The 13,644-nt window shown below is 64.3% G+C and carries 11 protein-coding genes, 1 tRNA gene and 2 pseudogenes; 4 read left to right on the top strand and 10 right to left on the bottom strand.

Annotation, left to right across the window (positions count from 1 at the left end; translation table 11 throughout):
• Window positions 1-142: 142 nt before the first annotated feature.
• The 7 genes and pseudogenes from Q1M07_RS15645 to Q1M07_RS15615 all read right to left on the bottom strand — a co-directional run.
• Complete coding sequence (locus Q1M07_RS15645; protein ID WP_300455038.1) at window positions 143-565, bottom strand: response regulator; 423 nt, start codon at window positions 563-565, stop codon at window positions 143-145.
• Window positions 562-3,624, bottom strand: coding sequence for a GAF domain-containing protein (locus tag Q1M07_RS15640; protein ID WP_300455035.1), 3,063 nt, complete (start codon window positions 3,622-3,624; stop codon window positions 562-564). Before Q1M07_RS15640 ends, Q1M07_RS15645 begins: the two co-directional genes overlap by 4 nt.
• A complete protein-coding gene (locus tag Q1M07_RS15635) occupies window positions 3,621-4,682 on the bottom strand; it encodes a toll/interleukin-1 receptor domain-containing protein (RefSeq protein ID WP_300455033.1) in 1,062 nt (353 codons plus the stop codon). The genes Q1M07_RS15640 and Q1M07_RS15635 overlap by 4 nt, the downstream gene beginning before the upstream one ends.
• A gap of 127 nt (window positions 4,683-4,809) precedes the next feature.
• The gene (locus Q1M07_RS15630) at window positions 4,810-4,974 is read right to left on the bottom strand and encodes a hypothetical protein (RefSeq protein ID WP_300455030.1); all 165 of its coding nucleotides are present in this window, start codon (window positions 4,972-4,974) and stop codon (window positions 4,810-4,812) included.
• A gap of 106 nt (window positions 4,975-5,080) precedes the next feature.
• Window positions 5,081-5,384: pseudogene (locus tag Q1M07_RS15625) on the bottom strand (CheB methylesterase domain-containing protein); the annotation flags it as partial.
• Window positions 5,385-5,443: 59 nt separating this feature from the next.
• Window positions 5,444-6,706 (bottom strand): IS256 family transposase, encoded by a 1,263-nt coding sequence (locus tag Q1M07_RS15620; RefSeq protein WP_300455027.1) that lies wholly within the window; start codon window positions 6,704-6,706, stop codon window positions 5,444-5,446.
• A gap of 187 nt (window positions 6,707-6,893) precedes the next feature.
• A pseudogene (locus Q1M07_RS15615) lies at window positions 6,894-7,046 on the bottom strand (response regulator); the annotation flags it as partial.
• A gap of 194 nt (window positions 7,047-7,240) precedes the next feature.
• On the opposite strand from Q1M07_RS15615, the gene Q1M07_RS15610 reads away from it, so the two are divergent.
• From Q1M07_RS15610 to Q1M07_RS15600, 3 genes are all read left to right on the top strand, one after another.
• Window positions 7,241-8,101 (top strand): zinc ribbon domain-containing protein, encoded by an 861-nt coding sequence (locus Q1M07_RS15610; protein ID WP_300455024.1) that lies wholly within the window; start codon window positions 7,241-7,243, stop codon window positions 8,099-8,101.
• Window positions 8,102-9,160 carry a TAXI family TRAP transporter solute-binding subunit gene (locus tag Q1M07_RS15605; RefSeq protein ID WP_300455021.1) on the top strand — a complete coding sequence of 353 codons (1,059 nt, stop codon included), beginning with the start codon at window positions 8,102-8,104 and terminating at the stop codon, window positions 9,158-9,160. It begins immediately after the preceding gene.
• A gap of 100 nt (window positions 9,161-9,260) precedes the next feature.
• Window positions 9,261-10,487, top strand: a complete 1,227-nt coding sequence (locus tag Q1M07_RS15600) for a PatB family C-S lyase (protein ID WP_300455019.1) — start codon at window positions 9,261-9,263, stop codon at window positions 10,485-10,487.
• A 38-nt stretch (window positions 10,488-10,525) separates the two neighbouring features.
• On the opposite strand, the gene Q1M07_RS15595 is transcribed toward Q1M07_RS15600, so the two are convergent.
• The 3 genes from Q1M07_RS15595 to queC form a co-directional block, all read right to left on the bottom strand.
• Entirely contained in the window at window positions 10,526-11,392 is an 867-nt protein-coding gene (locus Q1M07_RS15595) for a hypothetical protein (RefSeq protein ID WP_300455016.1), read from the bottom strand.
• A gap of 432 nt (window positions 11,393-11,824) precedes the next feature.
• Window positions 11,825-11,898, bottom strand: a tRNA-Thr gene (locus tag Q1M07_RS15590).
• A gap of 365 nt (window positions 11,899-12,263) precedes the next feature.
• Window positions 12,264-12,956 (bottom strand): 7-cyano-7-deazaguanine synthase QueC, encoded by a 693-nt coding sequence (gene queC / locus Q1M07_RS15585; RefSeq protein ID WP_300455013.1) that lies wholly within the window; start codon window positions 12,954-12,956, stop codon window positions 12,264-12,266.
• A gap of 224 nt (window positions 12,957-13,180) precedes the next feature.
• Between queC and Q1M07_RS15580 the strand changes: the two genes are divergently transcribed.
• The gene (locus Q1M07_RS15580) at window positions 13,181-13,639 is read left to right on the top strand and encodes a 2Fe-2S iron-sulfur cluster-binding protein (protein WP_300455011.1); all 459 of its coding nucleotides are present in this window, start codon (window positions 13,181-13,183) and stop codon (window positions 13,637-13,639) included.
• The last annotated feature ends 5 nt before the right edge of the window (window positions 13,640-13,644 follow it).

The following is a 13,644-nucleotide window of genomic DNA, read 5'->3' as shown; positions in this document are numbered from 1 at the left end:
CGCCCCGGTCAAAGCGGAGAATTCATGTGCTACAACACCGGACAGATCTATTTGTTGCCAACACGTCGCGAATCCGGGCAACCGGCGAAGGTCGCCTGCCTCGACATTGACGAACCTGGGCGGTGCGAAACGGGCGTGTGTGTCAACAAGCGGATAACGCCGCTCTACCACGTCGGCCGTTTACACGTGCCATCCGATCGGCTCGTTCCTGCGCGGCCCATGTGGCGATCAGCAGTTCGTCCAGGCTCACGTTTTTCTCGAAGAAGCAATAGGCACCTGTGTCTGCCACTCGTCGGAAATCTGCCTTGTCGAGGTGACCGGTAATGACGATGGCTTCGCGCCCGACGTCCGGCCCGCAGTGCTTCCCTATAAACTCGTACACTTGGGTTATGGGTGCATCCAAAATAAGGTCTTGGACGATCACGCCGACATCGTGGCCAGCGATCATTTGCTCGGCTTCCTGCAGGCCACTGGCAACCAGCACCTCGACGTTCCACTTGGCAAGAAAGTCGCGGAACTGGTTGCGAATGGTGGCTTCGTCGTCGACTATCAATACTTGGCTCATCGCGTCTGACCTTTAATAGGAAGGCTGAGCACGAAGCTTTCTCCGCTGCGCTGCCCGGATGGCGAAGCCAGTTTGAGGGAACCCCCGATGCGCTCGGCGAGCCTTCGCGATAGCGCCAGACCCATGCCCATGCCCTTCTCGGTCGGTTTGGTGGTGAACAGCGGTTCGAAAATGGCTTCGCGGTCCTTTTCGGGAATTCCCCTACCGGTATCGCTGACCTCCACGACGACCCAATCCGATCGCATGGACGCCCGCAAACTCAGCTCACCCCCGTCCTCCATGGCGTCTCGCGCGTTCGCGATGAGGTTGAGCAGGATGTCCTGGAGATCTGCCGGATTCACCGGGATCCTCGGCAGGTCCGGGGCGATGTCGATGGACAAGGAAATGCCGTGATTCCTCAATTGCGCAGCGACAAAATCCGTCGCACCTCGGATTGTCTGCCCAATGTCTATCAGCTCGCCCTCCGGAAGGCAGTCCTGTCGCGCAAAGCCGTTGAGGTATCTCAGCGCGACTTCCAGCCGGCCGAGGCCTTCACGCAATTCAATCAAGCGTTGTCGAAGCGAAGCCGACTCCCGGACATCCGACTCATCTTCCAGAAGCCTTACCGCGTTACTGATGATCTGCAACGGCTGGCGCGCTTGGTGGCTGAAGGACGTGGCGAACTCGCCGAGGGTCGCCAAGCGCTCGGAGCGCAGAAGGAGCCGATCCTGAGCCTCCGCCAGACTCATGCTGGTTCCGAAGAAGTCGGCAAACACGGTCAACGGCCTTAGTTGGTCGATCGATATTGCCCTCTGATTGAAGCGGTTGTCGACGTAGAGGACGCTTGGCAGGGTATCGAGTCCGGAAAACGGGATCAGCGCGAAGCAGTCGCAGTCGACCAGATCAAGGAAGCATTGCGGAATCGAACAGGGAGACGGGAGGAAACCGGCTGAGGTCATTATCTCGGCCTTGCCGCCTTGCACGCGGTAGACCGCCGCCGGCTCGGCACAAGTGGCCCAAGGGAGGGTCGTGCCCGGATCTTCTTCGCTACCCAAGGTCAAGCACTGATCGGTGATGGTTTCATGGAAGCCTTGCTTGCTACTCTCCTTGATATTGAGTTCCAGGAGGTCGTCGAAAGACATCTGTTTGGCATGGTTCCAGAGCGTATGCGCGTCCTCGCGCGTCTTCGGCCCGACGGCACAGATACCGGAAACCGTCCGTTGCTTGGGGTCGCAGGTGAACAGCGCCGCCCGGTTGAAGCGAAGACCGTCATGGCTGGTGACGGTGGTCAGGGCAAGCCACCTCGACTGCTCGCGTCGGTCGTTGAGCGGCAGGCGGTGCTGGTCACGAACCAGACGGACGTTGGTTTCGGCGATGCTCAGCAGCGCTCTGACGATTTCCTGGTTTGCTTCGTGCGCGGCGAGGGTCTGCAAGGAAAGGCTCAGCATGGAAGCGATGGAACTAAGCAGGTTTTCGTCCACCTGTACGAAGTCCGGCTTGTTCCGCTGACGAGTAAGACGAATGACGCCTATCGGTTCGCCGCTGTCGGCAAGGAGCGGTGCCGCCAGAAACTTGGCGCCGTGTTGGATGTCCGCTTCCACGGAGTCCTTGACCGAAATCTCAGGCTCTTCGACCGGGTTGAGGCGTAGCGATCGCCGTTCCTTGATGACACGCCCGGTCTTGCCTTCGCCCTCGGCGTAGGCCAAGCGCCCGATCTCCCTGGCAAGACTCGGTGCACTGGTCGCTCTCAGCTCATAGAGTCCAGATCGCTCGTCCCTGAGAAAGAGGGAGCAGCCGTCGCCGCCAAGCACACGGTCCGTACTTCGGGTCGCCTCCTCCAACAAACGCTCCCGGTTCAAGGTCGACGCCAGGAACAAGTCCTTGATGGCCGAGATCTGCGCGGAGAGCTCTCTGACTCGGACGGTCTCGAGGATCTGAACAAAGCTGGAAGCGAACTCGACGAGCAGTTGCTCGTCGTCGCTGGTGAAGCTCTGGTTGTAACGGTGGACCGGGAAGCGGATCACGCCAAGGGCAGGCTCGCTCTCCTTCGTAGACAACAATGGGGCCGCGAGGTACTGGCGCGTCGGGCGGCGCCCGTACTCCTGGTCCTTGTCCAGCCATTTCAGCTTCGGGTCAATAGCCTTCAGTTCGGCCGGATCGGTCAGGTTCTTTACCCGTAGCGGCCGCTTCTGACTGGCGACCCAACCTGTCAGTCCTTCGCCGGGCTGGTAATAGGCCTTGTCGACTTTGTCTTTCAACACGTCGCTCGTCGTCGCTCGGAGTACGTAGTATCCGGTTTTCTCGTCGAGCAAGAAAACCGCGGCGTCGGAGCCGTCGACCAGATCCGGCAATTCCTTGGCTGCCGTATCCAATACCTCGCGCAAAGACGATCTCGCGGCTAGGCTAGCCATCAGCTTCTTCAAGCCTTTCGTACGCTCGAGGTTCGCTGTGCGTTGGATCAAATCCGCCAAAGCACGCACGACAGGCTGCAGAAAGTCCTGCACTGCCGGAGGGAAGGGCGCCGAGTCGAGAGTGCCGGTCAGTTTGAGGACGCCCAGCGACTCCGCAGCGGCGGTGGTCAGCGGCATGGCCAGGAAGGGTTGGGCGTGATCCCGCCCAAGTTCCTTGCCCAGGCCGTATTTGTCGCTGTGGTAAGCGGGCGGGACGAGTTGTCTCCGTTCGTTTTCGTCCCACATATTGCGCAGCAGCAGAGGGCGGCGCTGTTCGAACACCCATCCGGTCAACCCTTCCCCCGCACAGTAGTAGGCCTGCCCGTAGGTTCGCTTCGGGTTTTCCTGTGTCGAACGGGCGCTGACGATGAAGTTCTTTTCCACCTCGGTATAAGGGATCAACTCGTTCGCGCCAGTCGTCAGCTTCCCGTTGAACTGCTGGACAAACTGAGGCAGCAGGTAAACCGAACAGTCGCGCGCGCCGACCGTCTTGGGAACCTCGACAATGATGGCGTCGAGCAGCTTGTCGAGGTCCTGCATGAGCGCGATTTCGAGCCATCTGACGACGTCGTCGCTTCCCACCCATGTGCTGGGCGACAGTTCCGCCCGAGGCGGCGACCTGGAATTCATCGCGGACTTCCCAGCACCGCAGCGACGTTAGCCGGCAAGCTTCGTTCGAGTGCCTTGCAGCCGCGCGGCGAGTAGTCGTAGATAAGCACCCGACGGTGACGGAGGTCAAAAGGAATGCTGTCCTTCGATTGGGTGAGCAGGAGAACGGGTTTGTTAAGTGTGTCGCAGATGCCCACCTCATACAGCACATTGGGATTGCAGCCGGTCAAATCCGCGAGAATGAAGTCGGACTCGCCAATCTGGTTCAGGATATCTTGCATGATGACGTTTGAACCGAAAACTTTGTCGCCCCGTCGGCAGGCCAGCCCGCACTGCTCGGCCAGGGTCGGACGAATGAAGTCCTCGTACACCACATCGAGATCGGCATCGTCAAACGGCATCACGACAAAACACGTTTTGGGCGTGTCGCCAGTCGCTCGAAGGGGGGGCTGCGATGATTGCTGCCTTGGCGGGATCCGTTCGAAGAAGCTTAGGTTCTCGTGGTCGTCGAGAGTCGATTGTCCATCCGCCACCGTCACCTTACGTGTTTCGAGCGCGAGAGCTTGTCGGCTGTCTTCCAGAGAACCGGGCAGGCAAGCCAACTGGGTGCCGAGTTGCTGCAGTCCTGAGTGATAGTCCTGAGTGAAGTCTACGTAGGTTTCGCGGGCCAAGGCACCCGGCAGGTCGCAGTTCTGACTCATCAGCAGGATCACCCGAGTTCGCCCTTCGACTTCCTGCTGCCGCGCAACTTTGAGCTCCTCCTTGGCCCAGCGGGAATTCAGGTAGCCGGGTGACAACACGGCAAGAAACATCGGCGCCGACTCGATCGCTTCGCGCAGCGTCGCCGCCCAGGAGTCGCCAGGCGTCAATAGCTCGTCGAAGGAAACCGGTATCCCTGATTGCTCGAGGTGAGATGCCAAGCGCCGAACGAAGGCGCGGTCGGGATCCGCATAGCTGATGTACAGCGGTTCTTTCTTGGCCATCGGACACTCCGCGACGAAAGCCGAGGGAGAAGCTGCAGTGAACCCCCTGCGCCTTGAGTTAAAAGAAAAGAATGGGCTCGGGCGGCGATACGACATCAAGCACCGCCGAACGTCGGCTCCCCGCTTGGCCTTTGCCGAGTTCGCCGATAGATCTCTCTCCTCTTGACCTTCCACAGCATACTACCATGGTCGACAAAATGGGAACGGCCCTACGTCTTGCCGATCAATCTTCAGGCAGCATGACGCCGCCGCCCCTGCCGGCAAGCGGGGTGAGCGGCAGTTCGGCGACGACGATCGCGTCGACGGCGTTGCCGCCGTGGCGCAGGATCTGCGCGCCCGCGATTGCCGTATGCGGGTCCGATGCCGCGATGACTCCACGAATGCCCATCCGTGCAGCATACGCGATGGTGCGCGGCGAGGGAAGCGGCGAGCCGAGCCAAGCGGAGGTTTTCCGCGCTCGCCGCGGGGGTGGGCGGGCGGTGGCCGGCGCGACTTCAGGCGACCGGTTTACCGCTGCGGCAGAAGGCCGCGACGGCGGCGGGAATCCGCTCGAGTGCCATCGTCTGCTCGGCGGCGCCGCGCTTGATCGCTTCCTTCGGCATGCCGAAAAACGATGCAGCTCGCTTCGTCTTGGGCAATCGTCCGGGCGCCCATGTCGCGCATCTCCTTGACGCCGCGCGCGCCGTCGTCGCCCATGCCGGTCATGATGATGCCGAGGGCGTTGGCACCGGCCAACAGCGCCACCGAGCGCAACAGAACGTCCACCGACGGTTTGTGGTGGTTGACCACCGGGCCATCGGTCGGCCCGGGGGCTAAAGTCAAATCTGGTGTATGCGATTCTGTAAGCATGAGTTGAATCAGGCGGCGAGTCGCTGCTGTTCCTTGTCATCTTGGAGCGCCGGAACGCCGTCCTTGAAGACTGTTCCGGCGAGTAATTCATCGATGCGCTCGACACGGCGAATGCGGCGCCAGGATTTCTCGGCTTCCTGGACGAGCTTGAACGCCAAGCCCAGGAAAGTGCTGCGCGAGACGCAGTTCTTCGTGCGCGTCGTCCGGTGGCGCACGGTGGCAAACGTCGATTCGATCGGGTTCGTCTTTCGCAGGTGTATCCAGTGCTCGGCCGGGAAGTCGTAGAACGCGAGCAGCGCGTCGCGATCGCGCGTGAGTTTGTCCGTCGCCTTCGGATATTTCGCGCGGTAGGTCTTCAGGAATTGCTCGAACGCGACCACCGCCTGCGCACGGGTCGGCGCCATCCAGATCTCGTGCCGCCCGGCCTTGGCCTTGGCGTGCAGCGACTTGGGCAGGGCGTTGAGCACGTTGGCCGTCTTGTGCACCCAGCAGCGCTGGCGGCGCGTTTCGGGAAAGACTTCGTCGAGCGCCGCCCAGAAACCGAGCGCGCCGTCGCCGGCCGCAAGGCGCGGGCCAGTCGTCAGGCCCTGGCCGACCAGGTCGCGCAGCACATCGAGCCACGACTCCTTCGATTCGCGCAGGCCGTCGCCGATCGTCACCAGTTCCTTGCGGCCGTCAGGCGTGACGCCGATGATCACCAGCAGACATGCCTTCGCATCGTCTTCCTGGCGCAACCCGGTGTGGATTCCGTCCGCCCACCAATAGACGTCGCGGGACGACGACAAATCACGCTTCATCCAGTCGGCGTACTCGGCCGCCCACTCTGCTTTGAGGCGCGAAACGACGTTCGGGCTCAAGCCCTTGGCCTGGTCGCCAACGAGCACCGTCAGGGCTTCACGCATGTCGCCGGTCGAAATGCCTTTCAGATACAGCCACGGCAGCGCCGCCGACATCCGCGCCGAGCGGCGCACGAACGGCGGCACCAACGCCGAGTTGAACTTCACGCCCGCGCCCAAGCGGTCACGCACCTTCGGTACCTTGACCTCGACATGGCCAACCGACGTGAGCACCTCACGGGCCGGCAGGTAGCCATTGCGCACCACCGCCCGCTGCCCGTGCAACGTCCTCACCTTCCCATATTCGGCCAACAGTTCCTGCACTTCGACCTCGATCGCTTTCTGGATCAGCTCTCTTGCTCCGCGCCGGATCAGAGCCTCCAGCAACAGTCCCATTTCCGATTGCTCGGTGTTTTCCTTCTTCGTATCCTTCATCGTGGCGTGCCCTCGCTCGTTGCTGAAAATCGTTCTCGACAAACCATTGTCAGAACAGGCACGCCGCCTCTTCAACCCCCTGCCAGCCGACGAGGGTCATACACCAGATTTGACTTTAGCCCCCATCGGTCACTTCGACCTGGTAGCCGGCGCCGTTGTGTTTGAGCATCAGTGGTTGCCGCCGGGCGTCGAGCAACAGAATGTCGTAGGGCGTCGTCGCCAGCGTCGATTCGGCCGCCTGGCCGTCGCGCAGCCAGTCCACGGCGTAGCCGTCCTGGCGTAGCCCCTGCTGAACGCTTCGGCCGATCATGGGATCGTCTTCGACGACTAGGGCGCGCATGGTGCTTTGTCAGTGTAGGGATTGGCCGATCGGCCCAGGCCGCTTGCCCGGCGAGTAACGCATTCAGATAGCCTAAGCGCCGTGTCAAGAGGCTGTCAATCGGTGATTCCGCGCGCTGAACGGATTAGGGCCGCCGATTGACTCCGGTTGACGGAGCCACATATACTCGGCTCCGCCAACCGATGATTTCGCCAATGCGCTTTCTCCCGTGTCTTTTCTGCAAGCACACCAATCCGGCGGAGGCCAGCTTCTGTAACGAGTGCGGTTCGCCGCTGCACTTGCAGCCCTGCGAGCAGTGCGGTGCGATCGACAAGCGCAGCGCGGCAAGCTGTCACAAGTGCGGAGCCGAGTTCCCGCCGTACGTGACGAGCGAGCTATCGGCCGAGTCGGTGGCCGACGAGATTGATGCGGTACTGGCAACGTTAGACGCGCCGTATTCGGATGGATCCTTCGACCGTTCCGGAGCCGACCGGGGGCGAGTGCCGGTACCCGAGTCGGTGGCGCAGGCGCTCGCGCTACTGCACGAAGGGTGGCAGCCCGCCGGCCAGGCGGGTGGCGAAAACGCGACGAGGCCAGGATTGGCCGATCGACCGCCGCCCGCCGAGCCGGCGTCGGTCGACGAGAGACTGGCTGTCGATCGGGAGCCGAGCGCCGTCCGGTCAAGCCCGGCGCGCTGGCTTGCTTTGGCGGCGCTGATGCTGCTGCTGATGGTCGGGGCGGTGTATCACGACTGGCAAGCGTCGCCGCAGCGCGCCGAAACGCCCGCCGGTGTTACCGGATCGCCCGTCGTCGGCGGCGCGGCAACGAAACCGGAGACCCCGCCGGACGCGGCGTTTCCAGCTTCCGGCCGGCCGGCCGTGGCGAGCGTCGCTGGTGCTGACCGGGATCTGCCGCCGGTGCCACCGGCGGCCGGCACGGCGAAGCCGGCGCGTCCCAGGCCGGCGGCCGACGTCGCGACGAAGCCCCGCCCTGAGCCGCCGCGGCTCGGGGAGTGTCCGGACGCCGTTGCCGCGTTGGGTCTTTGCAACGTGAATACAAATCAGGGGAGACCCTAAATGAAGAAGATGATCTGGTGCGCGCTGTTGCTGGCCGGCGCGCTGGGCCATGCCGCGGTGCTTCTCGCGGCGCCGGACTACAAGATCGTGACCGCTTCCGAGCGCGGCACCTACATCAAGATCGGGCGTGATCTGGCGCAGTTTGTCGCGCCGCCGGCGGACATCGGGCTCGAGGTGCTGTCGTCGGCGGGATCGGTCGATAACGTCCGGCGCTTGCGCTACGAGCCGGGGGTAAAGCTCGCCCTCGTCCAGTCGGACGTCTATCAGTCCTTCCTCGACATGGCGGCCAGTGGCAACGCCGAGGCCGGCGCGATGATCCGGCCACTGCGCGTCATCCTGCCGCTTTACAACGAGGAGATCTACTTCATCGTCAGGGCCGATTCGGAGCGCAACTATGTGCACGAAATCCGCAACGCCAGGATCAATGCGGGCGAACTGGGCAGCGGCACGGCGCTGACCACGGCGACGCTGTACCGTCTGATGTTCGGCGAGGCCCTGCCCGAGGCAAGCACGAGCTTCCTGTCGAACGAGGAGGCGCTGGTCAAGCTGGTCACCGACAAGACGATCGAAGTCGTCGCGGTGGTCGCCGGCCAACCGGCCAAGCTGCTTGCCGACATGAAGCCCGAGGCGCGCCAGCGTATCAAGCTGCTCAAGTTCGACGGCAGCCACGCGACCAGCAAGGCGGTCCTCAAAACCTACTTTCCGGCCACCGTACGCGCCAGCAACTACCCGAACCTGTTGTCGGCCGATCTGCCGGGGTTGGCGGTCAAGGCTTTCCTGGTGACTTACGATTTTCGCGTGAAGGGCACCGAGGAGCACTTGCGCCGCTTCACGCGGTCGCTGTGCGGGAACTTTTCGACGCTGCGCGAGAAGGGGCACCCGAAGTGGCGCGAGGTCGAGCTGGCGCTGCCCGAGCTTGGCCGCGGCTGGAGCTACTACGCGGCGTCGGCGCGTGAGCTGCGTTCCTGCCTCGGTGACGAGGCGCGGGCGCGACCGCAGGCGACGCCGTCGGCCAAAGCGTGTTCGCAGCAGGAACGGCTGCTCGGGCTGTGCCAATAGGCCACCCCGGGGAAGCGACCGGGGTGGCCGTGCCAGGCGGTGTCGGCGGGCCTTTCCGGCGGTGCTGGCCAAGACCGTCGAGCATAGCGGGAACATGGCGATGAACACCGGGAAACCGGATTTCTCGGCCGCCTTCGCTTGCCCGGACGACCGCCTGGCTTGGTCGGCGACCAAATGGGAAAGATACCGCGGCCGCGATGTCATCCCGCTCTGGATCGCCGACATGGACTATCCGGTTGCGCCACCGATTCAGCGGGCGCTGGCGGCACAGGTGGAGCACGGCAATTTCGGCTACATGTCGGCGCCGCGTGAGCTGGCCGGCGAACTGGTCGCCTACCATGCGCAACGCTATGGCTGGCCGATCGAAGCCGAGTGGATCGTCTGGCTGCCGGGGCTGGTGCTCGGAATCAATCTCGCGGTCCGCACCTGCTGCGGCGAGGGTGAGTCGGCCTTGAGTTTTTCGCCGGTTTACCCGCCTTTTCTGAGCGCCGCGCCGACGCAGGGGCGGCGCACGCTGGCCGTCCCGCTGGCGCTCGATGAAAGCGCGGCACTCCGTGGCGAGCTGCGTTACAGCGTCGACTTTGCCCGCCTGGAAGCGACCCGGCAACCCGACACACGGCTGTTGCTGCTGTGTCACCCGCACAATCCGGTGGGCAGCCTGTTCTCGCGTGACGAACTCGATGCGCTGGCCGATTTTTGTGTTCGGCACGATCTGTACGTCTGTTCGGACGAGGTCCATTGCGACCTGATTCTCGACGGCACGACGCCGCATCTGCCGTTCGCACGCCTCCTCGGCGAACGCTCGCCGGCGCTTCTGGCACGCAGCATCACGTTGCACGGACCGGGAAAGGTCTTCAACCTGGCCGGCCTCGGAATCGCCTGGGCGATCATACCGGACGCCGGGCTGCGCAAACGCTTTCGCGCTGCCAGGCAGCGCCTGGTGCCGGACCCCTGTTGTTTCGGCTATACGGCATTGCGGGCGGCGCTGCGCGACGGTGAGCCGTGGCGGCAGGCGCTGCTCGTCAGGCTGCGGCGCAACCGCGACCTGGTTTCGGCAGCGCTCGAGGCGATGCGCTTGCCACATACTCATCCCCAGGCGACCTACCTGACGTGGATCGACGCCCGCCGCCTGGCAGCCGTGGTCGGCGATCCCGCGCGGTGGTTCGAGCAGCAGGGAGTCGGCCTGTCGGACGGGGCCGACTTCGGCGCTCCCGGATTCGTGCGGCTCAATTTCGCGACCGGCGACGCCGTGCTCGACGAAGCGCTGCGACGCTTGCGGCAGGCCGTTTTTCGCTTCGCTGCCGGCGGCCGGGGCGAGCCGGCGTAAACGACCTGCGGCCGCGCTGATCGGTGAAACCACGGCGATCAGCAGGGGCGGCCATCGGCCACCCGGGTAAATCCGAAACCGCCACCGCCGCTCGGCTGGATGCAGATCGTGACGCCCAGCGAGCGCGCTGCGCGGTCGAGGTCCGGCGGGAATCGTGCGAAGGGGATGGCGCGCTCGACGACCGAGCGGATGAAAGCGATTTTCTGCTCCTGGTCGCCCGCGTTGAGCACCGTAAAGGACTTCAGGCTGCCGTCGGGGTGGATGCGGAACTGTACCGCCGCGTTCTTCACACCGCGGCTTCTCGGGTCGTGGCGCACGAATGCGGCGCTGCGGTTGAGCCGCTTGACGACTCCGTCCACGTAGAGGTCGAGGCTGAAGGGTTCGGGCGGCGGCGTGTGCGGCCGCCGTTCGAGGAGGGCGCGGCCTTCTTCGTCCTGGCGTGCCTGATGGCGGGCCGTTTCCCTGGCCATCGCCAGCGAGCGCTGGGCCAGCGAAGGTCTGGGCGCGGCCTTCGCTTCGTTCGCCAGTTCGTCGAGGAAGCGGTTCATTTCCTGCTTCTCGGTGGCCGACCAGCGCGGCGTGTCGGCGGCCGCCGGCGCGGCAGACTTCGGCACAGTGAGTACTCGGCGGCGCGGTGTTTCGTTACGGGCAGGTTTGACTGCCGGCCTGGCGGCTGTCTTCGGCGTCGGAGCGACCGAGGCGGGTGCCGGCGGTGGGGGGGATTCCGCCGGCGGCGTCGACAGGCGGGCCGTGAAGCGTGAGTTTGCGCTCGTTCGGGGCCTACTAGGTTCCTGCTGCGGAAAGAACAGCGCCAGCGCGTGCAGCAGCAGCGACGCGGCGACGGCCCAGGCCAGCGCACGTCCTGGTCCGGGAGGCGTGGCCTCGGCAACCAGGGAGAGTCGCATTGACGCTCAGCTTCCGGCGTTACGAGCCAGACGGCGCCGCGGTGGCGAAGACGGCTGGGCCGGTCGCTCCGCTCCGGCGACCTGGCGGGCCAGCCGGACAACGCGAGCAACGTCGTCCCGCGCGCTCGCCATGGAACGTCGGAAGCTCGTGTTGCCGGTCCTCGACCTTCACTCCTTCACTTCATGCCGCCAACTGGCGCAAGCGCTCGCGGTTTTCGAGATCCTGCCTGCGCGTTGTGCGCCGCGCCGCTCGCACCTGGTTGGGCCACTCGACGGTGAGAAACTGTTGGAAGTCAAGCTGATGCACCTGGAGGCCATGCTGGTGATGACGTGGAGCGTCGGCGGCATTGATCTGGATTGCCCGAATCTGCCTACCGGATCGCCAGAAACCGAGAGAGCTCGCGCAGGAACCCCCGTAACTTGTTATTTTTATGGTGCCTCCGGTCGGAATCGAACCAACACCAGATGATTACAAATCATCTGCACGACCTTCATGCTACGGAGGCAAAAGGGCCCAGCGGGGCGCAATTATAGCCTATGCGGATCAACCGGACCAAACCAAGCCTTGTCCAGCGTGTTGTGAACCTGAACGAGGGGAACGAGCTCGAAGGAGGAAACCTTGTGCAGCGGCGTTTCAGGACTCTGACGACCCGCGCCAACCGTCAGACTTCGCTAACCCCTCCTGCAAAACCGCGTCACACCCTTCCTCTCGCGGCCGCACCTTCAGGCTCGCCCACCGAACTGGAGGCTACGGCCACCAATGCTCCGGCGAAACGTCGAGGGCTGCCGGCGTGCGAGATTCGGACGCTCCGGCTGCCACAAGGGGATGCCAGCGCCGCCGCCATTGGCCGGTTTCCGGGTGGCTGCGGCTTCACAGGGCATAAGGCGTCGGGTCGGGGCAAGCCGCGGCAGCGAAGCCGGCGCGCCGCAGGCGACACGAATCGCAGACACCACAGGCGCGGCCGTCCGGAGTCGCTTGATAGCACGACACGGTGAGCGCGTAATCGACCCCGAGCGCCAGGCCGCGGCGGATGATCTCCGCTTTGCCGAGCGCGATCAGCGGCGCATGGATCATCATCCGCGCTCCCTCGACCGCGGCGCGGGTCGCCAAGTTGGCCATCGTCTCGAAGGCAGCGATGTACTCTGGCCGGCAATCGGGATAACCCGAGTAATCGACCGCGTTGACGCCGACGAAGATGTCCCGGCTGGCCAGCACTTCGGCCCAGGCAAGCGCCAGCGAGAGCATCACGGTATTGCGTGCCGGCACGTAGGTCACCGGAATCCCCGGCTGCACGCCGCCGACTGGAACGGCGATGCGCTCGTCGGTCAGCGCCGAAGCGCCGAAAACGTCGTGCCCCAGGTGCAGAACGCGATGCTCGCACGCGCCGAGCGAGCCGGCGACGCGCTCGGCAGCCTGCAGCTCGGCATGATGACGCTGGCCATAGTCGAGCGACAGGCAGTAACAGGCGAAACCGTCGGCGCGAGCGATCGCCAGCGTGGTGGCCGAGTCGAGCCCGCCGGACAGGAGGACGACCGCGGCGGGCTTTGAAATGGGTGTCGGCATGGCTTGGCGACTATACCGCTTTCCACCGGCGGCGGGCAATTTCGGCGGCAAAGCGAGCGCGAAGCGTCATCGCCGGTACGCCTGTCGCTGACCCTCGAGCGAGTTTCTCAAAACGTCGCTTGACCTGGCCGACGGTCGCCCGCTGGCGGTCGCCACGACGACCCTCGCGATCGAGCGCAAGGAGTAGAATTTCTCGTCTCGCGTCCTTCGACAGGAGCCATCGCATGATTCAGCTCAAGGTCAACGGTCGGCCGCAGCCGATCGACGTCGCTCCCGATACGCCTCTCCTCTGGGTTCTCCGCGACACGCTCGGCTTGACCGGGACCAAGTACGCCTGCGGGCAGGCGCTTTGCGGCGCCTGCGTCGTGCATGTCGATGACCGCCCGGTGCGCGCCTGCGTGACGCCGGTGTCGGCGGTCGCCGGGCGGGCGGTGACGACGATCGAAGCCGTTGACCAGTCGCGGATCGGCCGGGCGGTGCAGGCGGCCTGGCGGGAACTCGACGTCGTGCAGTGCGGCTACTGCCAGTCCGGGCAGATCATGAGCGCCACCGCACTGCTGGCCGGCAACCGGGCGCCGACCGATGCCGACATCGACCACGCGCTGGCGGGCAACCTGTGCCGCTGCGCGACCTATCAGCGCATCCGCGCGGCAATTCACGCCGCCGCCAGATCCCTCGCCTAGGAGCG

The sequence above is a fragment of the Accumulibacter sp. genome (assembly GCF_029255285.1).
Classification (GTDB): domain Bacteria; phylum Pseudomonadota; class Gammaproteobacteria; order Burkholderiales; family Rhodocyclaceae; genus Accumulibacter.
The sequence above is the reverse complement of the archived record's forward strand: the minus strand, read 5'-3'. Positions and strand labels throughout refer to the sequence as shown.